Source organism: Jatrophihabitans endophyticus, from assembly GCF_900129455.1.
GTDB lineage: Bacteria > Actinomycetota > Actinomycetes > Mycobacteriales > Jatrophihabitantaceae > Jatrophihabitans > Jatrophihabitans endophyticus.
In genome coordinates, this window is the sequence record NZ_FQVU01000001.1 from 289,701 (window position 1) to 309,184 (window position 19,484).

The 19,484-nt window shown below is 74.5% G+C and carries 25 protein-coding genes; 7 read left to right on the forward strand and 18 right to left on the reverse strand.

Translation table 11 applies throughout. From position 1 onward, the window contains the following. Positions 1–110: 110 nt before the first annotated feature. From BUE29_RS01365 to BUE29_RS01375, 3 genes are read left to right on the forward strand one after another with little or no spacing between them, the layout of a single operon-like run. On the forward strand, positions 111–1,133 hold the full coding sequence (locus tag BUE29_RS01365; RefSeq protein WP_073384980.1) for a carbohydrate kinase family protein: 1,023 nt from the start codon (positions 111–113) through the stop codon (positions 1,131–1,133). Next, complete coding sequence (locus BUE29_RS01370) at positions 1,130–2,056, forward strand: SIS domain-containing protein (protein ID WP_073384982.1); 927 nt, start codon at positions 1,130–1,132, stop codon at positions 2,054–2,056. Before BUE29_RS01365 ends, BUE29_RS01370 begins: the two co-directional genes overlap by 4 nt. Position 2,057: 1 nt before the next feature. Beyond that, a complete protein-coding gene (locus BUE29_RS01375) occupies positions 2,058–2,375 on the forward strand; it encodes a hypothetical protein (RefSeq protein WP_073384984.1) in 318 nt (105 codons plus the stop codon). 1 nt (position 2,376) lies between these two features. Here the strand turns inward: BUE29_RS01375 and BUE29_RS01380 are convergent, their stop codons facing one another. The 6 genes from BUE29_RS01380 to BUE29_RS01405 form a co-directional block, all read right to left on the reverse strand. Next, on the reverse strand, positions 2,377–3,927 hold the full coding sequence (locus tag BUE29_RS01380; protein WP_073384986.1) for a GAF domain-containing protein: 1,551 nt from the start codon (positions 3,925–3,927) through the stop codon (positions 2,377–2,379). 96 nt (positions 3,928–4,023) lie between these two features. Then, positions 4,024–5,421, reverse strand: a complete 1,398-nt coding sequence (locus BUE29_RS01385) for an FtsX-like permease family protein (protein WP_073384988.1) — start codon at positions 5,419–5,421, stop codon at positions 4,024–4,026. Beyond that, positions 5,418–6,248, reverse strand: a complete 831-nt coding sequence (locus BUE29_RS01390; RefSeq protein WP_073384990.1) for an ABC transporter ATP-binding protein — start codon at positions 6,246–6,248, stop codon at positions 5,418–5,420. The genes BUE29_RS01385 and BUE29_RS01390 overlap by 4 nt, the downstream gene beginning before the upstream one ends. Positions 6,249–6,350: 102 nt before the next feature. Continuing rightward, entirely contained in the window at positions 6,351–7,013 is a 663-nt protein-coding gene (locus BUE29_RS01395) for a response regulator (RefSeq protein WP_073384992.1), read from the reverse strand. Beyond that, positions 7,010–8,221 (reverse strand): sensor histidine kinase, encoded by a 1,212-nt coding sequence (locus BUE29_RS01400; protein WP_073384995.1) that lies wholly within the window; start codon positions 8,219–8,221, stop codon positions 7,010–7,012. The genes BUE29_RS01395 and BUE29_RS01400 overlap by 4 nt, the downstream gene beginning before the upstream one ends. A gap of 35 nt (positions 8,222–8,256) precedes the next feature. Further along, complete coding sequence (locus tag BUE29_RS01405) at positions 8,257–8,766, reverse strand: SRPBCC family protein (protein WP_073384997.1); 510 nt, start codon at positions 8,764–8,766, stop codon at positions 8,257–8,259. Positions 8,767–8,831: 65 nt separating this feature from the next. Here BUE29_RS01405 and BUE29_RS01410 point away from each other — a divergent pair, with 65 nt between their 5' ends. From BUE29_RS01410 to BUE29_RS01425, 4 genes are all read left to right on the forward strand, one after another. Beyond that, positions 8,832–9,482, forward strand: coding sequence for a TetR/AcrR family transcriptional regulator (locus BUE29_RS01410; protein WP_073385000.1), 651 nt, complete (start codon positions 8,832–8,834; stop codon positions 9,480–9,482). 4 nt (positions 9,483–9,486) lie between these two features. After that, a complete protein-coding gene (locus BUE29_RS01415; RefSeq protein WP_143167920.1) occupies positions 9,487–9,684 on the forward strand; it encodes a zf-HC2 domain-containing protein in 198 nt (65 codons plus the stop codon). Between the two features lies 1 nt (position 9,685). Beyond that, positions 9,686–10,624 carry a threonine/serine dehydratase gene (locus BUE29_RS01420; RefSeq protein ID WP_073385005.1) on the forward strand — a complete coding sequence of 313 codons (939 nt, stop codon included), beginning with the start codon at positions 9,686–9,688 and terminating at the stop codon, positions 10,622–10,624. Between the two features lie 80 nt (positions 10,625–10,704). Beyond that, entirely contained in the window at positions 10,705–12,174 is a 1,470-nt protein-coding gene (locus tag BUE29_RS01425) for a sugar porter family MFS transporter (RefSeq protein ID WP_073386740.1), read from the forward strand. On the opposite strand, the gene BUE29_RS01430 is transcribed toward BUE29_RS01425, so the two are convergent. The 12 genes from BUE29_RS01430 to BUE29_RS01490 all read right to left on the reverse strand — a co-directional run bounded on the left by BUE29_RS01430 (position 12,140) and on the right by BUE29_RS01490 (position 19,433). After that, the gene (locus tag BUE29_RS01430; RefSeq protein WP_073385018.1) at positions 12,140–13,345 is read right to left on the reverse strand and encodes a glycosyltransferase 87 family protein; all 1,206 of its coding nucleotides are present in this window, start codon (positions 13,343–13,345) and stop codon (positions 12,140–12,142) included. The two genes, BUE29_RS01425 and BUE29_RS01430, sit on opposite strands and share 35 nt — an antisense overlap. Beyond that, the gene (locus BUE29_RS01435; protein WP_073386743.1) at positions 13,342–14,493 is read right to left on the reverse strand and encodes a glycosyltransferase 87 family protein; all 1,152 of its coding nucleotides are present in this window, start codon (positions 14,491–14,493) and stop codon (positions 13,342–13,344) included. The genes BUE29_RS01430 and BUE29_RS01435 overlap by 4 nt, the downstream gene beginning before the upstream one ends. 121 nt (positions 14,494–14,614) lie before the next feature. Beyond that, a complete protein-coding gene (locus BUE29_RS01440; RefSeq protein ID WP_073385020.1) occupies positions 14,615–14,800 on the reverse strand; it encodes a hypothetical protein in 186 nt (61 codons plus the stop codon). 105 nt (positions 14,801–14,905) lie between these two features. After that, positions 14,906–15,196: a hypothetical protein gene (locus BUE29_RS01445; protein ID WP_073385022.1), complete on the reverse strand. Its 291-nt coding sequence runs from the start codon at positions 15,194–15,196 to the stop codon at positions 14,906–14,908. Between the two features lie 6 nt (positions 15,197–15,202). Continuing rightward, positions 15,203–15,484 (reverse strand): GlsB/YeaQ/YmgE family stress response membrane protein, encoded by a 282-nt coding sequence (locus BUE29_RS01450; RefSeq protein WP_073385024.1) that lies wholly within the window; start codon positions 15,482–15,484, stop codon positions 15,203–15,205. 21 nt (positions 15,485–15,505) lie between these two features. After that, the gene (gene amaP / locus BUE29_RS01455) at positions 15,506–16,081 is read right to left on the reverse strand and encodes an alkaline shock response membrane anchor protein AmaP (protein WP_073385027.1); all 576 of its coding nucleotides are present in this window, start codon (positions 16,079–16,081) and stop codon (positions 15,506–15,508) included. Further along, positions 16,081–16,629 (reverse strand): DUF6286 domain-containing protein, encoded by a 549-nt coding sequence (locus BUE29_RS01460; protein WP_073385029.1) that lies wholly within the window; start codon positions 16,627–16,629, stop codon positions 16,081–16,083. Before BUE29_RS01460 ends, amaP begins: the two co-directional genes overlap by 1 nt. 16 nt (positions 16,630–16,645) lie before the next feature. After that, positions 16,646–17,104, reverse strand: a complete 459-nt coding sequence (locus BUE29_RS01465) for an Asp23/Gls24 family envelope stress response protein (RefSeq protein ID WP_084180592.1) — start codon at positions 17,102–17,104, stop codon at positions 16,646–16,648. Beyond that, positions 17,101–17,283, reverse strand: coding sequence for a DUF2273 domain-containing protein (locus BUE29_RS01470; protein WP_073386749.1), 183 nt, complete (start codon positions 17,281–17,283; stop codon positions 17,101–17,103). Before BUE29_RS01470 ends, BUE29_RS01465 begins: the two co-directional genes overlap by 4 nt. Positions 17,284–17,486: 203 nt before the next feature. After that, positions 17,487–17,936: a hypothetical protein gene (locus tag BUE29_RS01480; protein WP_200799982.1), complete on the reverse strand. Its 450-nt coding sequence runs from the start codon at positions 17,934–17,936 to the stop codon at positions 17,487–17,489. 5 nt (positions 17,937–17,941) lie between these two features. Further along, complete coding sequence (locus tag BUE29_RS01485) at positions 17,942–18,433, reverse strand: Asp23/Gls24 family envelope stress response protein (RefSeq protein ID WP_073386752.1); 492 nt, start codon at positions 18,431–18,433, stop codon at positions 17,942–17,944. A gap of 346 nt (positions 18,434–18,779) precedes the next feature. After that, a complete protein-coding gene (locus BUE29_RS01490; protein ID WP_200799983.1) occupies positions 18,780–19,433 on the reverse strand; it encodes a 4'-phosphopantetheinyl transferase family protein in 654 nt (217 codons plus the stop codon). Positions 19,434–19,484: the final 51 nt, after the last annotated feature.

Sequence of the window (19,484 nt, forward strand, 5' to 3'; positions counted from 1 at the left end):
GTGCTTGCTTTTGATCGTTCACGGTCGATCTTGGTTGACCCTCCTGGGCCGACGGTCGTAGGGTCCCGCCGACGGCGCGACCGGCGGCGCCGAGGCGGGAGGGCGACGACGTGAGCGAGACCGGGCCGTACGACCTGCTCGTCCTCGCCGAGCTCAACGCCGACGTGGTCGTGGCGTGCGACGGCCCGGTCCGGTTCGGCCAGGTCGAGCAGCTCGTCGACCACGCGACGATCACGCTGGGCAGCTCCGGCGCCATCACGGCCGCCGCCGCGAGCGCCCTCGGGCTGCGGGTGGCGCTGTGCGCGGTCGTCGGCGACGACGAGCCGGGCCGCGCGGCGGTCGACCTGCTGGCCGCCACCGGGGTCGACGCCACCGCCGTCGTCCGCCGGCCCGGCCGCCGCACCGGCATGACCGTGGTGCTCACCCGCCCCGACGGCGACCGCGCGCTGCTCACCTTCGCCGGCACCATGGCCGACCTCGGGGCCGCGGACGTCCCGGGCGACCTGCTCGCCGCTGCCCGGCACGTGCACGTCAGCTCGGTCTACCTGCAGTCGGCGCTGCGCCCCGGCCTGCCCGACCTGCTGGCTCGCGCCCGCAGCGGCGGCGCCACGACGTCGCTCGACCCCGGTTGGGACCCGCAGGAGCGCTGGGACGCCGTGCACCCCGTCCTGCCGCACCTCGACGTCGTGCTGCCGAACGCGGCCGAGTGCGTCGCCATCGCCCACTCGCTGCACGCGGCGGCGGGAGGCGACGGCCCGCCGCCGGTCGACCCGGTGGTCGCCGCCGCGACGCTGCAAGCCCACGGCCCGGCGGTCGCGCTCAAGCTCGGCGCGGCCGGTGCCGCGCTGGTGTCCGCCCGCGGGCTGCACCGCGTGGCCGGGCGGCCGGTCACCCCGCTCGACACCACGGGCGCCGGCGACAACTTCGACGCCGGGTTCCTGTCGGCCCGGCTGGCCGGGCACGCGGACGCCGAAGCCCTCGCGCGCGCCGTCGCGTGCGGCACGCTCTCGCTCGCCGGCTGGGGCGGCACCGGCGCGCTGCCGTCGGCCGCCGAGGCCGACGCCCTGGCCGCCGACCTCGCTCCCGACATCATCACCGAGATCGCCCGAGCACCACAGGAGAACCGTCGATGACGACGACCGATCAGCACCCGCTGCCCGCCACGCGCACCCGCGCGGAGGTCGAGAGCCAACCCGCCATCTGGACGCGCGTGCTCGCCGAATCGCTGCGGACGTCCGCCGTGCTGCCCACGGCGGGGACGCCGGTGCTGTTCGTGGGCTGCGGGACGTCCTACTACGTCGGCGAGTCCTACGCCCGGCTGCGCAACGACGCCGGGCTCGGCCGTACGCGTGCGGCCATCGCCTCGGAGATCCCCTACCTCGACCCGGCCGAGACCCTCGTCGTGCTCTCGCGCTCGGGCACCACCACCGACGTGCTGCGCGTCGTGGAGCAGCTGCGCGGCTCGACGTCGGTGATCGGGGTCGTGGGCGAGGCCGGCACGCCCGTCGCCGAGGCCTGCGACCGGACGCTGCTGCTCGACTACGCCGACGAGACGTCCATCGTGCAGACCCGCTTCGCGACCTCGGCCCTGCTGCTGCTGCGGGCCTCGCTCGTCGGCGCCGCCGGCGACGCCGGCGACGCCGCCCTTTCCGAGCTGCCCGCGCAGGCCGGCGCCGCGCTGGTGCTGCCGCTGCCAGACCCGCTCCCCCGCCACGTCGTCTTCCTCGGCGCCGGCTGGACGATCGGTCTGGCCCACGAGGCCGCGCTCAAGTGCCGCGAGGCCGCGGGCGCGTGGACCGAGTCGTACGCGCTGATGGAGTACCAGCACGGCCCGATCGCCGTGGCCGGGCCGGGCACCCTGGTGTGGTCCTTCGGCCCGGTCCCCGAGTTCGTCGCCGATCCCGTCCGCGCGACGGGTGCGACGCTCGTGGCCCCGGAACTCGATCCGCTCGCGCAGCTGCCGGCCGTGCACCGGCTCGCCCTCGCCCTGGCCGCCGCCGCGGGGCGTGACCCCGACCGTCCGCACCACCTGTCCCGTTCGGTGCAGCTGGACTGACGTGCCCGTCGTCCACGTCACCGCGCCGGTGCCGGGGTCGGCGGCCGAGACCGCCGCGGCCCTCGCCGCCGTCGCGCATGCCGTCGCCGCCGCGCTCGGGCTGGCCGACGCGGACGTCTACTGCGCGCTGGTGCCGGTGACCGCGGCGTCACTCGGGGCCGAGGCCGTCCGGCCCTGGCCGGTCGCGATCGTCCACGGTGCGGCCCGCCCGCCGGAGCGGACCGCCGAGGCACTGGACGCGGTCGGCGCCATCCTCGCGCGGGTGTGGGACTGCCCGCGGGAGGCCACCTGGGCGCAGTGGGTCACGCGGGAGCGGTAGGTCACCCGAGGATCGCCGACGTGACCGCGATCTGCTCGGTCACCACGCCGCCGATGGCGTGCTGCGAGCGGTGGATCTCGGCCACCGCCTCGTCGATCGCCCGGAGCGACGCCGTCACCGCGCCCACCTGTTCCTGGATGGCGGAGACCCGCGTCTCCACCTCGGTCGTGGCCCGTGCCGTCTCGCCGGCGAGCTCCTTGACCTCGTCGGCGACGACGGCGAAGCCCTTGCCGGCCTCGCCGGCCCGTGCGGCCTCGATGGTGGCGTTCAACGCCAGCAGCTTGGTCTGCGCGGCGATGGACTGGATGACCCGTACGACCTCGGTGATCTCGGCGCTCGCCGTGGCGAGTGCCCCCACCTGCGTGTTCGCGTCCCCGGCGAGCCGGGCTCCGTCGGCCGCCACCGTGCTCGCCACCCCGACGTTGCGCTCGACCTCGCCGATGGAGCTCACGAGCTCCTGACCCGCGCGCTGCAGCCGCTCGGCCGACGAGAAGCGCTCCAGCGCCTGGCCGAGGAGGAACGCGGTGTTGCGCAGGGCGTCGGCGCGGCTCTCGGACAGCTCCACCGCGCGCTCGGCGAAGAAGTCCATGGTGGCGACGACCTCGCCCGCCACGACGATCGGGAGCGCCACGCCGGAGCGCACGCCGGCCCGCTGGGCCGCGGGCGCCCGCACGCAGTCGGTCACGGTGCCGAGGTCGTCGACGACGACGAGGTCGCGGGTCGACCAGGCCCGACCCGCGAGCCCGACGCCGTGGGCGAAGGTCGCGGCCAGGGTGACGCGGCGGAACTCCTCCCCCGCACTGCCGCTCTCGAGTGCGAAGCGCAGGGCCGTCCGCTGCTCGTCGAGGCGCCAGATGGAGCCGTAGCTCCAGCCGAAGCGGCTACGGACGGTCTCCAGGGCGATACGCAGCGCAGCGTCCTCGTCCGCCGCGGACGAGATGTCGCGCAGCACCGCATTGACGGCGTCGAGGTCCTCCTTCGCCTGGGCCTGCCGCTCCCGCTCGCGGACGCGCGTCAGCGCCTGCGAGACGAGCACGCCGATGCTGCGCAGCGCGTCCAGGCGCTGCGGCGACGGCTGCAGCGCCTCGGTCGCGAAGAAGTCCATGGTCGCCACGAGCTGCGGACCGTCGAAGATCGGGAAGCACACCCCGCTGACCACGCCGGCGCGCCCGGCCGCCGGGGCTCGCACGCAGTCGGTGACGTCTTTCAGGTCGGCCACGAAGACGAGCTCGCGCGTGCGCCAGGCGCGTCCGCTGAGGCCGACGCCCTCGGCGAAGGAGGCGGCGCGGGTGACCCGACGGAACTCGGCGCCGGCGCTGCCGGACTCCTGACCGAAGCGCAGGACTCCCGCCGCCCGGTCCAGCGGCCAGTACGAGCCGTAGGCCCAGCCGAACTCGGTCCGGACCACCTCGAGGGCGATCGTGACGGCGTCGGCCGACGTGTCGGCCGAGGCCAGCGCGGTGACCACGCGAGTCACGGCCTCGATATCGTGACGGCCGTCCTCGACCTGCTGCTGCAGGTCCCGGACGGTGGCGGCCGCGGCGCGGAACATGGGTGGTCCTCTCGTGGGGTTCGTGTGCGCAGGGGAGATACCCGTTGCACGCAATCTAATATCGATTTAACACCAGCCGATCGGGGCGGCGGTCGGTCACCCCGCCAGGTAGGCCCGGATCGGCGGCAGCCGCAGCGCGGCCCGCGTCGGGGCCACCGCCGCGATCGCGGCGAGCAGGCCGACGCCGGCCACGGCGCCGGCGACCAGCACCGGCGGCACGACGGGCACGACCAGGTGTCCCTCGGCCTCGACCCCGAAGACGCTCTGGGCGCCGACCCAGCCGAACGCGAGGCCCACGACGAGGCCGAGCACCGTCGCGGTCAGCGTCAGCAGGAGGCTCTCGGCGAGCACGCCCGCCCGCGTGGCCCGCCCGGGTTGGCCGAGCACGCGGCGCAGCGCCGTCTCGCGCCGACGCGTCCAGCCGCCGAACCACATCGCGTTGCCCAGCGCGATCGTCGCGGTGGTGACGAGGAAGACGGTGAGCACCAGGACCACCGAGACCACCGCGGTGAGGACGTCGTGGGCGAGCCCCGCCACCGCCGAGCCCTCGTAGTGCTCGGCCACCGCCGCCTGGAAGCTCGCGATGCCGACGGCGAAGGTCGTCACGAGCGTCACGGCGGCGGCGATGCCGAGCACGGCCCGGCTGGTACGCAGCGGATGCCGCAGCAGCGTGCGGCGGGCCAGCTCGAGCGCGACGCCGCGCGGCAGCACCCGGGCGAGACCGGCCAGCAGGCCGGGCACGAAGCGATGCGCCTGCGACACCAGCCCGACGAACGTGACCACGCCGCCGACGACGGCCGGCACCATGGCCAGCGGCGTCTGCGTCGAGGCGGCCACGGCGAACGCCAGCAGCGTCACCCCGGCGCCGAGGACGGCCGCGGCGGCCCGCCGCGGCACCGCGAGCGTCGCGGTGACCGCCGCGTCCGCCTCGGCCGACAGCCGCAACGCCGCCACCGGCGCCACGGTGAGCACCACGGCCGTCCCACGCCGGACCGCACCCCGGGTCACCACCAGCTGCGCGCCGAGAGCCACCAGCAGCAGCGGCGACGGCACGAAGGCGGCCGCGCCGATGCGGAACTCGCGCGACTGCGTCACGCCGAACGCGAGCACCGCCGCGCTCACCCCGTAGCCGAGCACCGCTCCCCCCGCGACGCCCACGACGGCGCGTCGCATGACCGCCCGCCGCACCCGGTCGCGCTCGTCGCGCGCGGCGGCGCCGAGCAGCCGCCGGAGCGCGATCTCGCGGAGCTGCCCGGTCAGCACGACCTCCGTCGCCCCCGCGACCACCACCGCGGTCACGGTGACGGCGACGGTCAGGAACACGACGGTGAGGATGCCGAGCACCAGCTGCGCCGTGGCGCCTGCGCCGAACATGCCTGCCCCGACCGCGTCGCCGGTCGCCCCGATCTGCATGACGATCGCGACGCCCTGCGCGGCACCGAGCGCGGACACCGCCGTCACGACACCGGCGGCCCGGCGCGTCGCCGCGCTCATCGCGCCACCTCGGCGAGCATCAGCTGCGACAGCGTGGCCGCGTCGGTCCGGGGCAGGTCGTGCACGAGGCGGCCGTCGGCGAGCACGAGCACGCGGTCGGCCACGGCGGCGGCGGCCGGGTCGTGCGTCACCATGACGACCGTGCAGCCCTGCGTGGGCGCGAGCCCGGCCAGCAGCGCCAGCACCGACCGTCCGGTGGCGAGATCGAGGTTGCCGGTGGGCTCGTCGGCGAAGACCACCGACGGTCGGTGGACGAGGGCGCGCGCGATCGCGACCCGCTGCTGCTGGCCGCCGGAGATCTCCGTCGGCCGGCGCGCGAGCAGCGGCGCCAGGTCGAGGGCGTCGATCAGGTGCGCCCGCCACTGCGGGTCGGCCGGCGCCACGTCCCGGGCGAGCCGGAACGGGACGTCGACGTTCTCGGCGACGCTCAGGTCGTCGAACACGGTGAAGGCCTGGAAGACGAAGCCCATCGCGTCGCGCCGCAACCGGGTCAGGTCGTCGTCGGAGAGCGCGTTCAGATCCTGGTCGCCGAGAGTCACACCACCGCTGGACGGGCGGTCCAGGCCGGCGAGCAGGTGCATGAGCGTCGACTTCCCCGAGCCCGACGGGCCCATGACCGCGGTCAGCGTGCCCGGGTCGAAGTCGACGGTCACGTCGTCGACGGCGGCCACCCGGCCGTGACCCGAGCCGTAGCCGCGGCTCACCCGGGTGGCGCGGAGCAGTCGCCGTACGGAGGCGTATGTCGAGGATTCCCGCGCCTGCGGTGTCGGCGGGATCCGTGCGGACGGCGATGTCGGTGCCGACGCTGGTGTCGGTGGGGAGGTCATGGCAGCGACGGTAGGGAGACCGGCGCTCGCGCACATCGGCCGCGAGGACGGTCCGCCCGGCACCCCGGTACCACCCGAGCCCGCCCGTCCGTCCGCCGCCGGTCAGCGCAGGCCGTGGTCCACGGCGTACACGACGAGCTGCACCCGATCGCGCAACGCGAGTTTGCGCAGGATCGCGCCGACGTGCGTCTTGACCGTCGACTCGCTGAGGTGCGCCGAGCGCGCGATCTCGAGATTGCTCAACCCGCGGGCCACCGCGTGGAAGACCTCCTCCTCCTTCGCGGTGAGCGTCCGGTACGCCGGTGGCACGTCGCGCGGCGCATGCAGCGAGCCGTCCATGAGGGCGCCGAGGTCGTCGGGGGCGAGCACGGCGTTGCCCGCGTGCACCGTCCGGATCGCGGCGAGCAGGAACTCGGGGGTCGTGTCCTTCAGCAGGAACCCGCTCGCGCCGAGCCGGATCGCGGTCGCGGCGCGGTCGTCGAGGTCGAACGTGGTGAGCACGATGACCCGTACGGGCGCGGTCCGGCGCGCCACGGCCTCGGGCGCGAAGATCCGCCGACATGCCTCGACGCCGTCGACCCCGGGCATCCGGACGTCCATGAGCACGACGTCGGGGCGCAGCTCCTCGACGAGCCGCACCGCCGCCGCACCGTCGCCCGCCTCCCCCACCACGCGCAGATCGGGCTGCGTGCCCACCGTCAGCGCGAGACCCGAGCGGAACAGGGCCTGGTCGTCCACGAGCAGCACCGCGACCGGGGACGTCACGACGTGCCGTCCGCGGAGAGCGGCAGTCGGGCGACGGCGACGAATCGGCCGCGCGCGTGCGTGGTCCGAACGCTGCCCCCGAGCGGGTCCAGGCGCGACGTCACGCCGGCGAGGCCCGTCCCCGTCGCCGCGCCGGCGACCGTGGCGGCCGCCGGATTCGTCACGCGCAGGGTCAGCGCGTCCGCCGCCCACACCTGGTCGACCTCGATCTCGCCCTGGCCCCCGTGCTTGAGCGCGTTGGTCAGGAACTCCTGCAGCACCCGGTACGCCGCAGCCGCGTGGGCGACGTCGAGCGGGACGGCGGCGCCGGTGACGGACTCGGTGACGACGTTGCCGGCCGCCCGCACGCCGTCGACGAGACGGGCGGTGTCGAGCTCGGCGGTGCCGGGGTCGCCTGCGGCCGCCGCGACCGGCCCGTCGGCGGCGGTCCGCGACAGCACGTCACGCACCTCGGCGAGCGACGAGCGCCCGACGACCGCGATACGTTCCAGCACATCGCGGACGAGCGGTGCCGACGCCGCCGGATCGCGCGGGTCGGCCGAGGCCAGCCGGGCGGCGTCGGCCTGCGCGATGATCACGGCGAGCGAGTGCCCGACGACGTCGTGGACCTCGCGGGTCAACCGGCTGCGCTCGGCCTGCGACTCGGCCAGGGCGGCGATACGCACCTGCTCGACCTGGTGGGCGGCCTCGGCCTGCCGGTAGCGCGCTTCCTGGCGCAGCAGCAGGCCGAGCACCCAGGGTGCGAGCAGGACGGCCACCGCTGCGACGGTGGCGCCGGCGATCCCCGCACCGGTGAGCCGGGTCAGCGCGGTCAGCCAGGTCGCGACGCCGCCGCCGGGCAGGCGCCCGGGGTAGAGCACCGCCCAGCCGAGCGCCACCAGCACCCCGAGCGGCGCCGAGACGCCGGCCAGCAGCACCGTCGGGCGGCCACCGTGCCGGGCGGCCGCGAAAGCGACGACCGCGCACGCGACCACCAGCTCGCCGACGGTTCGCCCGCTGCCCGCCAGCTGGACCGCACCGACGAGCCAGGCCAGCGCCACGGCGAGGGCCGGCCGGTGGCGCGCGATGCCGGCCGCCGTGGCCGCGAGCACCAGCACGGCGATGTCGGCCGCCCCCGGCCCGGCGCCGCCCCGCAGCGAGCAGACCCCGACGAGCAGGACGACGCCGGCGAGCGCGACGTCGACGACCCGACCCCGCCAGCTCCGCACGCCACGACACTAGGCGAGCCGGTGTGCCGCCGGCCTCAGCCGCTGGTACGAGGACGGTCGTCCGGAGGGACCGGGGGCACGGGACCGGCGGGCAGCGGACGGCCGTCGTCGGTGAGGGTGGCCAGCACCGCCGGGATGCCCTCGGCGAGCATCCGGCGCCGCACCGGCTGCAGCACGAGCCTGGCCGTGAGACGCCCGACGACGCCGGTGAACCCGGTGTGGTCGTAGGTGAAGCGGGTCCCGGTCGGAGTCGCCGCCAGTCGGTAGACGACCTCGCTGGGCGCCTCGTCCTCCCCGCCCCGCCAGCTGTACCGCAGCACTGTCGGCGCCTCGACGGCGAGCACCTCGCATCGCACGATGCCGTCCCAGCCGGGCACCGGCCGGCCGACGAAGCGGAAGCGGGTGCCGACGACCGGCGCGAAGCCCTCCGGCCGCCCGCCCCGGCCGCTCGCGGTCCATCGCGGCACGAGGGCCGGGTCGGTGAGCACGCGCCACACCGTCTCGGGCGGGCGGTCGTAGTCCTGGACGAGGTGGATGCGCGTCATGGACATTCCCTTCAGTGACTGTAGCTGCTATTGCGACTGTAACGCCTTCGGCGCAGGATGGGCACATGAGCGACCCCGACGCGACGCGAAGCGAGCTGCCCACCCTGCGCGAGCAGCGGCGCGACGAGCTCCGCCGGCGACTGTCGGACACCGCCACCGCCCTCTTCCTGGAGCGTGGTTTCGGCGGCGTCACCGTGGCGGAGATCGCGGCGGCGTGCGGCGTCACCGAGAAGACGGTCTTCAACCACTTCCGCACGAAGGAATCGCTGCTCGTGGACCGCTGGGACGACACGATCGCCGCGCTGGGCACCGCGCTCGCCGCGCCCGACGTACCGGTCGTGGACTCGACGGTGCGCCTGCTGGACCGCGAGCTCGACTTCCTCACCGAGCGCGGCACGGCGACGGCCACGACCATGCGGCGGGTCGCACGCTTCGGCCAGCTGTTGTGGTCCACGCCCGAACTGGTCGACCACAATCAGCGGGGCCTGCAGCGACTCACCACCGCCGCGCTGGCCGCCCTGGCGACGCGGTTCGCGACCTCGACCCACGACCCGGCCACGCGGATCACGGCCTACGCCGTCGCCGGCCTCGTGCAGGTGTTCTACGCGAGCGTGGCGCGACACGTCACCACCCACGACGCGCAGCGCTGTCGACGTGCGGTCCGCCGCGACGTCCGACGGGCGGCGCAGCAGCTGCGAGCCGGCGTCGTCGGGTGAGGCGATGTCCGCCGAGCACAGCGAGGAGTCACCGGACCGCTACGCGCGTCACGACGCCGCGTATGCGCTCGGGTCGCTCGATCCCGGCGAGCGCGAGGCGTTCGAGGGTCACCTGCGGTCCTGTCCGGCCTGCGCCGCCCGGACGAGGGACGCCCGCGCGCTCGTGCGCCTGCTCGACCGCACCATCGGTAGGTTCCGGTGATGTGATCACCGTCCACGACGTCGCCGCCGCCGAGGCCCGCATCCGCCCCCACGTCCGGCGCACCCCCGTCCTCGCCGTCGACGAGCCGGAACTGCCCGGCGTCGCCTGGCTGAAGCTGGAGTTCGCGCAGCACACCGGCAGCTTCAAGGCCCGCGGCGCCTTCAATCGCATCCTCGCCGCCCAGGAACGCGGCGAGCTCGACCCCGCCGTCGGCGTCGTCGCGGCCTCGGGCGGCAACGCCGGTCTGGCGAACGCCTACGCCGCGCGGCAGCTCGGCGTGCCCGCGCACGTCTTCGTGCCCGACTCGGTGCCCGCCGGCAAGCTCGCCCGGTTGCGCGAGTACGACGCCGTCGTGCACGTCGGCGGCGATCAGTACGCGGATGCCTACGAGGCGGCGACGATCCACGTCGCGACCACCGGGGCCGTCCTGTGCCACGCGTACGACCAGCCCGAGATCGTCGCGGGCGCCGGCACGCTCGCCCTGGAGCTCCTCGCCGACGCCACGCCGGTGGACGGCGTCGTGATCGCCGTCGGCGGCGGCGGCCTGGCCGCCGGGGTCGCCACCGCCCTCGACGGCCGGAGCCGCATCGTCGCCTGCGAACCGGAGACCGCGGCGACCCTTCACGCGGCCGTCGCAGCCGGCCGACCGGTCGACGTCGCCGTCGGCGGGGTCGCCGCCGACGCGCTCGGCGCGCGGCGGACCGGCGAGATCGCGTTCGACGTGCTGCACCGGGCCGGGCGCACCGCCGTCACCAGCGTCCTCGTCACCGACGACGACATCGTCGCCGCGCGCGACTGGATCTGGGACCGCTGGCGGCTGCTCGTCGAGCACAGCGCCGCGACGACGGTCGCGGCGCTGCGCACCGGTGCGTACCGCCCGGAGCACGGCGAGCGGCTCGGCGTCGTCCTGTGCGGCGCCAACACCCGGCGCGACGCGTGACCGGCCGGCCCGCGCGGACCGGTAGCACCACGGACGCGGTGGGAACCCTGGCCGCACACGACGACGTGAGGGGACGCGCGATGACCCGTGCGGAGGATCGGTCCACGGACGCCACGGAGCATCGCCGGTCGTCGGACGACGACGCCGCTGGCGGGGACCCTCGGTCGGAGAAGATCACCGGCGTCCTGCTGTTGACCGCGTTGATCTCGGCCATCGCCTCCCTGCTCTACGGCTACGACACCGGCATCATCTCCGCGGCGTTGCTGCAGATCCAGAAGGACTTCGACACCAGCAGCGCGATGGAGCAGGTCATCGCCGGCAGCATCCTGTTCGGCGCGGTGATCGGTGCGCTCACCTGCAGCCGGCTCAGCGAGCGGCGCGGTCGCCGCGGCACGATCCTGCTCATCGCGCTCACGTTCGTCGCCGGCGCCATCCTCTGCTCGGTCTCGCCGTCGGCGGTGCTGCTGTCGCTGAGCCGCATCGTCCTCGGCTTCGCGGTCGGCGGCGCGACGCAGGTGGTGCCGATGTACGTGGCCGAACTGGCGCCGCCGCGACGCCGCGGTCAGCTGGTGCTGACCTTCCAGGTCGGCATCGGTGTCGGCATCGTGGTCTCGACGATCGTCGGCGCGACCGAGTCGCTCAGCTGGCGGGTGTCGGTGGGGTTGGCCTGCATCCCGGCGCTCGTCATGTTCGTGGTCATGCTGCGCCTGCCCGAGAGCCCGCGCTGGCTCGTCAAGCAGGACCGGCGCGACGACGCCCGCGACGTGCTCGCCACGATGCGTCCCGACGGCGCCGACATCGACCCCGAGATCGACGACATGGTGGGCCTCACCGAGGACGAGCGCAACGTCGACGACAGCGAGCGCGGCTGGCGCGGGCTGCGCCGGCCGTGGGTACGGCCGGCGGCGATCGTCGGCTTCGGCATCGCGATGTTCACGCAGCTCAGCGGCATCGAGATGATCATCTACTACGCGCCGACCATCCTCACCGACAACGGCTTCTCCACGAGCGCCGCGCTCCGCGTGAGCGTCGCCCTCGGTGTCACGTACCTGGTGATGATGATCGTGGGGCTGAACATCGTGGACCGTATCGGCCGGCGCCGGTTGACCCTGGTCATGATCCCGGGGACGGCGGTCTCGCTGTTCGTGCTCGGCGGGCTGTTCGTCACCGGGCACAGCGGTCGCAGCGACGTGCCGTTCATCGTCGCGTGCCTGGTCGTGTTCATGTTCTTCAACGCCGGCGGCCTGCAGCTGATGGGCTGGCTGACCGGCTCCGAGATCTACCCGCTCGCCGTGCGCAGCGCGGGCACCAGCGCCCAGGCCGCCGTGCTGTGGAGCACGAACCTGCTCATCACGTTGACGCTGCTGACCATCATCAACGCCGTCCACGTCGGCCCGACCATGTGGCTCTACGGTGCCTTCAACGTGCTCGCCTGGCTGTTCGTGTGGTTCCGCATGCCCGACCTGACCGGCCGTTCGCTCGAGCAGATCGAACGCAACCTGCGCGACGGGCACTTCACCCCGAAGGAGTTCGCGGCGCACTCCACGTGAGCGCCCGCGTGCGCGGCCGGGCGCGACGGCCCGGCAGGCACGCCCCCGCGCCACGCAGCGCCACGACGACCGTCGCGACGTACGCGATGCCGAACAGCGCGTACCAGTTCGTCAGCGCCAGCTCCCACCACGGGAACGTCAGGACGTCCTCGGCCCGGTGCGGCAGGTAGAAGGTCGCGAAGGTCCAGAACACCAGCACGAGCGGCCACCACCGCGGCCGCCGGACGAGGACGAACGCGGTGAGCGGGACGCACCACACCCAGTGGTGCGTCCACGCGATGGGTGAGCCCAGCAGGCCGGCGACCGCGGTGCACGTCAGGCCCTGGGCGTCGCCCAGCCGCCGTCCTGCGAGCACGCCGACGGCGAACCCGGCCGCCGCGAGCACCAGGCAGCTCAGGCCGAGCCCCGGCACCAGCTCGTCGGCCCGGGTCAGCCGCGCCAGCACGCCCTGCACCGACTGGTTCGTCGAGTTGGCGAGCTCGCCCACCCGGCTGGTGTCGTAGAGGTAGTGCGTCCAGTACCGCCAGGTGTCGCTCGGGGCGACGGCCGCGGAGACGCCGATAGTCGCGACGAACGTCGCGGTGGCGGTGGCCGCCGCCCGGTAGCGGCGGGTGAACAGCAGGTAGGCGACGAAGACGATCGGCGTCACCTTCAACCCGGCCGCGAGACCGACGCCGACACCGCGCAGGCGCGAGGACGGCGCCGCGGTGAAGTCCGCGAGCACCAGGGCGAGCAGCGCGAGGTTGAGCTGCCCGTTGCCCAGGGTGGTGTAGACCGGTTCCGCCCAGATCGCCACCGCGGCGAGCAGGGCGGCGGTGGCCGGGACGGCGTCCCGGGGCACGCCGACGAGGCGGCACGACTGCCACGAGACCAGCCAGAGCAGCGCGAGGTTGCCCACGTTCACGAGCACCTGGGCGAGCGTCCAGGGCAGCAGCGCGACCGGGACGAACACGATCGCCGCGAACGGCGGGTAGGTGGCGAGCAGCCCCTCGGGCGTGGCCAGGTGGCCGTAGAGCCCGATGCCGTGCCGGACCGCGTCCCCCTCGATCCGGTAGACCGCGAAGTCGATCATCGACGGGTGGACGGCCGCGCGCACGACCAGGTAGCCGACCACCGACACCGCGAGCAGCCCGACCAGCGGGCGGAACCGGGTCCCGAGCGCCGTCGTCACGTCGTCGCCAGCACCGGTTGCCGGGCGGGGCCCTCGACCCGGCGCGCCGTGACGAATGCGAGGGCGACGAACGCGGCCCCGAAGACGACGTACCAGTTCGTCGCGAACAGCTGCCAGGCCGGGAAGTGCAGGATCTCCGAGGCCCGGCGCGAGAGCAGGAACCCCAGCCACGACCAGTAGACGAGCACCAGCGGCAGCCAGCGCGGCCGGTGCGCCACCACGACCGCGGTGAGCGGCACGCACCACACCCAGTGGTGCGACCACGAGATCGGCGAGGCCAGCAGACCGCCCACGGCGATGACGCACAGCCCCCACGGGTCGCCCAACCGGCGATAGGCGTAGACGGCGCACGCCGCGGCGAGCACCAGCGCCAGGAACGCCGCCGCCGTCCCGGCGTGGCTGACGGCGTTGGTGCGGGTGAGCCGCGCGATCATGCCCTGCACCGACTGGTTGGTGCCGTTGGCCACGTCGCCCACGCGGTCGGTGTCGAAGAGCAGGTCCGTCCAGTACGCCTTCGTGCCGCCCGGTGTCAGCAGGGCCGACACCGCGATGGTGAGGACGAAGGTGCCCGCGGCCGTCGCCGCCATACGCAGGCGTCCGGTCAGCAGCAGGTAGAGGACGACGACACCGGGGGCCACCTTGATCCCGGTCGCGAGCCCGGTGCCGACGCCGCGCCAACGGGACCCCGCGGGCCGCAGGAAGTCCGAGAGCACCAACGCCACCACGCCGAGGTTGACCTGCCCGAAGCTCAGCGTGTTGTAGACCGGCTCGCACCACAGGGCGACGGCGGCGAGCGCCAGCGTCGCCGCGAGCAGCCGGTCGCGGCCGATGCCGGCCAGCCGGCACGACTGCCAGGCGACCAGGCCGACCAGGCCGCCGCCGACGACGTTGCCGACGACCTGCGTGGCCGGCCAGCTCAGCAGGCTCAGCGGCACGAACAGGACGGCGGCGAAGGGCGGGTAGGTGGCGAGCAGGCCGGCCGGCGCGCCGATGTCGCCGTAGAGGTTCCGGTGCTCGCGCAAAGCCGCCCCCTCCGCGCGGTACGTCGCGAGGTCGACGATGCGTGGGTCCACCAGGTAGCGGTTGACCACGTACGCGGCGAGCGACAGCACCGCCACGAGCACCCAGGGGGCGGACCCGCGCAGCACGTCACGAGCGGACGTGCCACGCGGCCCGACCGGATCGGGCGTCGCGCGATACGCGAGCCCGTCCCCCGAGCGGTTCACGCGAGGTGGCCGGGACGGCCGCGCCGCGCGGTCGGTGCCGGGCTCAGAGCAGCGTGCCGAGGCCGCCGGGCAGGTTCCCGGGGTCGACGCCGAAGCGCCCCAGCAGGCCGCGGTGCTCGTCGTCGTCGGTGTCGACCTGGTCGGGCAGTTCCTGCCCCGCCTGGTCCGCCTCGTCGTGCTTGCCCTGGCCCCGCAGGAGCTCGAGAATCTGGTCCTTGTCGATCTTCATGGTGATCGTCCTCTCGGATGGTCCCGCAACGTCGCGGGACCGCATGGCACGCTGGGATTCAGCGTAGGGGTGGGGGGCCGCCGGCGGACGCCCCCGCGCCGCACGTCATCGCGTGCGGCGGCGACTCGTGGTCGTGCTCCCGGCGTCGACCCGGCGCACGGTCTCGTCGACCGCCTCCCCGCACCGGCGACACCGCGGTGCCTGCGGCGTGGCGCTCCAGCCGCGCTCCGCGGCGGGGAACACCACCGGCACCGACGCGCGGGTCTCGTGCCCGGCCAGCTGCGCGTGTTCCAGGTCGTAGGCGTGCTCGCGGACGGGTGCGCGCTCGCCGTCGGCCGGGTCGTACTCCGTGACGACGACGAAGGCCTGCAGCGCCCCCGCCGCTGCGCTGGTCACGGTGGCTCACCGGCCGCGCAGGGTGCGGCGCCCGCCGACCTTCAGCCACACGAGCAGCACGATGATCGCGCCGATGACCGAGCCGACGATGCCCGAGGGCTGGAAGAAGCCCTCCGTCTTGTCGTGCTTGAAGATCAGGTAGCCGAGGAACCCCCCGACGAAGGAGCCGACGATGCCGATGACGATGGTCATCGGGATCGAGAGATCCTGCTTGCCCGGTACGAGCAGTCGCGCGAGCGCTCCGGCGATGAGCCCGATGACGATCAGGCTGATGATGAGTCCCAGCATGGCTTCCCCCTGCGGTCGTGGTCAGGACAGTTGTCGGCCGGCGTTCGGCGACACGACGAGGTCGAGGTGGACGGGCAGGTCGTCCGAGCCGGCTGCGGTGCGGGCGTGGGCGACGGGTCCGGTCACGATCTGGCGGCGCAGGGCCGCCAGATCGGCGTCGTGGCGCAACCGCACGTCGATGACCAGCTCCGGCTCGTCGGAGTCGCCGATGACGCGGGCCTTCGCCGAGTCGGTGCCGGGCAGGCTCTCGATCTCCGTCACGACCGCCCGGGTGAGGGCACCGGGCGCGAGGGTCGTGCGACCGGAGCCGCCACCCCCGGCCACGCGGAGGTCACCCGCCCGATCGGTCGAGAAGAGGAGTGCGACCAGCCACCGCAGGGACAGCAGGACGACGATCAGCGCGAGGCCCGCCGCGGCCGGCCACAGCCAGTCGCCGTGGCGGCCGATGTAGCGGGTGACGACGTTGTCGAGCAGCGGGCCGTGCTGGACGTGACGACCGAAGACGCCGTACGACGCGGCGATGCCCGCCCCGCCCGCGGCGACCAGCACGACGGCGAGCAGCAGGAGCATGGCGCGGTTGGTGCGATCGGCGTGCATCAGCGCTTCCTCGGGGCCGTCGTCAGCTTCAGCTTCGGGGTGTGGGCCAGGGCCAGCGCGTCGAGCCGCTGCTGCGCGGCCTCGCGCGACGGCTCGAGCAGGGTGCTCGCCCCCTCGGCGTCGCGGGCACTGGTGTCGGCGCGCACGGTGACGCTCCGACGCTTCACCGTCACCCGCGCCGAGCGGACGCCGTCGACGTCGGTGACCGCCGTCCGAACGGCCCCGGCGACACCGCGGCGGGTGTAGGCGACGTCGACGGGGTGCTCCGCGCCGGACTCCTTGTCCTCGACGCGGAAGCGCGTGACCCGCGTCCGCTTCAGCTCGGCGACGAGCAGGATCAGCCCGAGTGCGGCGACGACGATGCACGCCACCCGCACGCTGCCCTGCGTCCAGGACGTGCGGTGTGCCCAGTCGTACGCGCCGTGCCACTTCACCACCGCGGGGCGGTGGTTCACGCGGTCGGCCACGACCTCGATGATCAGCAGGACGCCGACGACGACGAGCGCGAGGCTCACCAACGCCGCCAGCAGCCGGTTCAGCAGTCTCATCCGCTTCTCCCCCCGCTCACCGCACGCGCGGTGGCGCGTCGACGTGGGTGACGAGGTCGGTGACGTGGACCCGGACGTCGGTGACCTGCAGCCCGGTGAGCTCCTTGAGTCGGCCGATGATGCGGGCCCGCACCGCGGCGCTGACCTCGGGCACCGAGGCCGGCCACCGCACGCTGATCGCGACCTCGACCGTCGCGACGGACAGGTCGACGTCGACGGCCACCTTGGGGGCGGCGCCGAGCTGCGTCCCGCGCACGCCCGGGACGGCACCGCTCACGGCGCGGCCGAGCAGCCGCGGCGCCGCGGAGCCTGCGTGGGGGACCTCGGTGGCCGCGCGGGCCGCGATGCGGCCCACCACCCGCTCGTGCACGGTGACCCTGCCCAGCTCGTTGCGGCCCGGCTTCGTCAGCGCGCCGGACGCGGCACCGGTCCCCGACGCGGCGCTGTCCGCGGTCTCGCTCGTGGCGGCGCTCATCGGTTGTCGCGACGTCCCGTCAGGTACGGGCTGAGGTCGATCTCCCCCTCGAGCACCTTGGCCAGGACGAAGCCGATGGCGGCGAACAGGGCGACGACGAGCATCTGCCCGAAGCTGCCGAAGGCCAGCGCGAGCCCGAGGACCAGTCCGACGACCGTTCCGAGTGCGGTACGGGTCATGATCACGTTCCTTCTAGTGCGTGCGAGCCGTGGGCTCGGTGGATGGCGGGTGGTTCAGCGGACCCGAGGTGGGCGGCGACGCCGGGCCGCCCGGTCCATGGCACGCCCCAGTGCTCGCTTCGGCCACGACGCGCGGGCCACCACCACGACCCGTGCTGCCGGCCGGGTGGTGTCCGCGCCGCGGTCGTAGGCGGCGAGGCCGGCTACGAAGGCGGCCGGATCTCCGCCCCGGTCGGGGTGGTGCTCGCGGATGAAGGCGCGGCGTGCGCTGCGCCCGGCGCTGTCGTCCATGTGCTCGCCTCGTTCCGGCCGGTGCTGCGGTCGTCCGGTGCGTCCGGTGTCTCGTCGTCCCAGCCGGGTGGGCTGTCCACGTCGGCGACCACGACGTCGACCCGCCGCGCGCCCACCGCGGGCGCCACCGCGACGCGGATGCGTCCGGCGACGTCGGGGACGGTCGCGCCCCATTCCAGGCGCACCTGCGCGACGACGTGGTCGGCCGCCACGTGGACGCCGGCGACCCGCCGCCCGGGCAGGTAGGACACGACCGACCCGGCCGGCCCCTCGGCGAGGTCGGCCACACCGGCGCAGCCGCGTACGGCAGCCGCGACCGCGTCGACGTCGACCCCGTCCACCAGCTCCGGGTGCGGGTTCATGGCGGTCATGACACGCGCGAGGGACCCTGGTCGTCCTCGTCGTCGGGCAGGTACACGTCGTCGACGCTGACGTTGACCTCGACGACCTCGAGCCCCGTCATGCGCTCGACGGCCTGCTTGACGTTGCGCTGGATGCTCTGCCCGAGGTCGGCGATGGAGACGCCGTACTCGACCACGATGTCCAGGTCGATCGCCGCCTGGGACTCGCCCACCTCGACGCCGACGCCCTGCGAGACGTTCGGGCCGGAGCTGCCGGGGATCCGCTCGCGGATCGCGCCGAACGCGCGACTGCCCGAGGTGCCCATCGCGTGCACGCCGGAGATCTCGCGGCAGGCGACGCCCGCGATCTTGGACACGACGCTCTGCGCGACCGTGATCTTGCCGTCGTCGGTGTTCAGCCGGTCGTTGGTCGTGACCTGCTTGTCCTGGGAGCCCTGCGAACTCTGGCTCCCGGAGGTCCGAGCGGGGGTCTTGCTGGTCGTCGTGGGCTGTGACATGTCGTTGCGGCTCCTCAACTCGATGGCCTGATCACTCGCTCGGCACGGCCGGTCCGCGTGCCGGTCCTGCTTCGTCGACCGGACGCGGTCCTCGCGCACCGTGCCGGTAGACACTGTAAGCCTGTGCAGTTGACGCTGTAAGCCTAGGGCCCGGAACGCCCGTCGCGAAGGTGATGCCCGAAGTGCGCGCTCACCCAACACCCCGCCGACCTGCGGCTGGGAACGAGTCGGCCCCGCGCCCACGCGGTGGCGAGCCCGCCTGGCCCCACGCCCGCGCGGCGCTCGCGCGCGATTCGCCGCGCACGCAGGGGGCCGACCGGCCGGGTCGTTCCGGCCCCGGGCTCGGTCAGGACGCGGGCTCGACGACGGCGCACGCCACGAAGTCGTCCGACGCGCTCCAGCGGCCTCGGTAGGTTGCCCCGCCCGCGACGGTCGGGCCGTGCACCGTCGCCGTGAAGGTGCCCGCCCGGTCCAGGTCGACGGTGGCGTCCTCGAAGCCCAACCAGCGTCGCTGCACGGGAAACCACGTCTTGAAGACCGCCTCCTTCGCGCTGAACAGCACGACATCCCAGCGGATGTCCGCATCCTCGGCTGCGAGTCGGGTCAGCGTGGCCCGTTCGCCGGGATCGGTCACGGTGTCGAGCACGCCGTCGGGCAGCGGGCGGTGTCGCTCGACGTCGACGCCGAGCGAGCGGACCACGTCCGAGGGGGCGGCGGCGGCGGCCCGGTAGCCGTCGCAGTGCGTGATGCTGCCGACGACGCCCGTGGGCCAGCACGGTTCCCGCTGCGGGCCCACCGGGATCGCGGCCGGCGCGATGCCGAGCTCGGCGAGCGCGACGCGGGCGCACGCCCGGCCGGTGTGGAACTCGCTGCGCCGCCGAGCCACGGCGTGGGCGACCCAGTGCGCCTCGTCGGGGGCGAGCTCGTCGAGCAGGTCCTGCCGGGTCTCCGCGACGGCGACCGCCGGGGGAAGGAGCGAGCGCAGCATCGACGGGTGCACGGGTCGATTGTGACCGGCACCGGCCCTGCACGGGCCCGTCGGGAGCGAGGA

Coding starts and splice junctions, on each gene's coding strand:
- BUE29_RS01415 (WP_143167920.1), top strand. CDS start 9,487: ATGTCCGCCGAGCACAGCGAGGAGTCACCGGACCGCTACGCGCGTCAC.
- BUE29_RS01370 (WP_073384982.1), top strand. CDS start 1,130: ATGACGACGACCGATCAGCACCCGCTGCCCGCCACGCGCACCCGCGCG.
- BUE29_RS01470 (WP_073386749.1), bottom strand. CDS start 17,283: ATGACCCGTACCGCACTCGGAACGGTCGTCGGACTGGTCCTCGGGCTC.
- BUE29_RS01390 (WP_073384990.1), bottom strand. CDS start 6,248: ATGACCTCCCCACCGACACCAGCGTCGGCACCGACATCGCCGTCCGCA.
- BUE29_RS01385 (WP_073384988.1), bottom strand. CDS start 5,421: ATGAGCGCGGCGACGCGCCGGGCCGCCGGTGTCGTGACGGCGGTGTCC.
- BUE29_RS01465 (WP_084180592.1), bottom strand. CDS start 17,104: ATGAGCGCCGCCACGAGCGAGACCGCGGACAGCGCCGCGTCGGGGACC.
- BUE29_RS01380 (WP_073384986.1), bottom strand. CDS start 3,927: ATGTTCCGCGCCGCGGCCGCCACCGTCCGGGACCTGCAGCAGCAGGTC.
- BUE29_RS01410 (WP_073385000.1), top strand. CDS start 8,832: ATGAGCGACCCCGACGCGACGCGAAGCGAGCTGCCCACCCTGCGCGAG.
- BUE29_RS01425 (WP_073386740.1), top strand. CDS start 10,705: ATGACCCGTGCGGAGGATCGGTCCACGGACGCCACGGAGCATCGCCGG.
- BUE29_RS01405 (WP_073384997.1), bottom strand. CDS start 8,766: ATGACGCGCATCCACCTCGTCCAGGACTACGACCGCCCGCCCGAGACG.
- BUE29_RS01480 (WP_200799982.1), bottom strand. CDS start 17,936: ATGAACCCGCACCCGGAGCTGGTGGACGGGGTCGACGTCGACGCGGTC.
- BUE29_RS01485 (WP_073386752.1), bottom strand. CDS start 18,433: ATGTCACAGCCCACGACGACCAGCAAGACCCCCGCTCGGACCTCCGGG.
- amaP (WP_073385027.1), bottom strand. CDS start 16,081: ATGCACGCCGATCGCACCAACCGCGCCATGCTCCTGCTGCTCGCCGTC.
- BUE29_RS01440 (WP_073385020.1), bottom strand. CDS start 14,800: ATGAAGATCGACAAGGACCAGATTCTCGAGCTCCTGCGGGGCCAGGGC.
- BUE29_RS01460 (WP_073385029.1), bottom strand. CDS start 16,629: ATGAGACTGCTGAACCGGCTGCTGGCGGCGTTGGTGAGCCTCGCGCTC.
- BUE29_RS01450 (WP_073385024.1), bottom strand. CDS start 15,484: ATGCTGGGACTCATCATCAGCCTGATCGTCATCGGGCTCATCGCCGGA.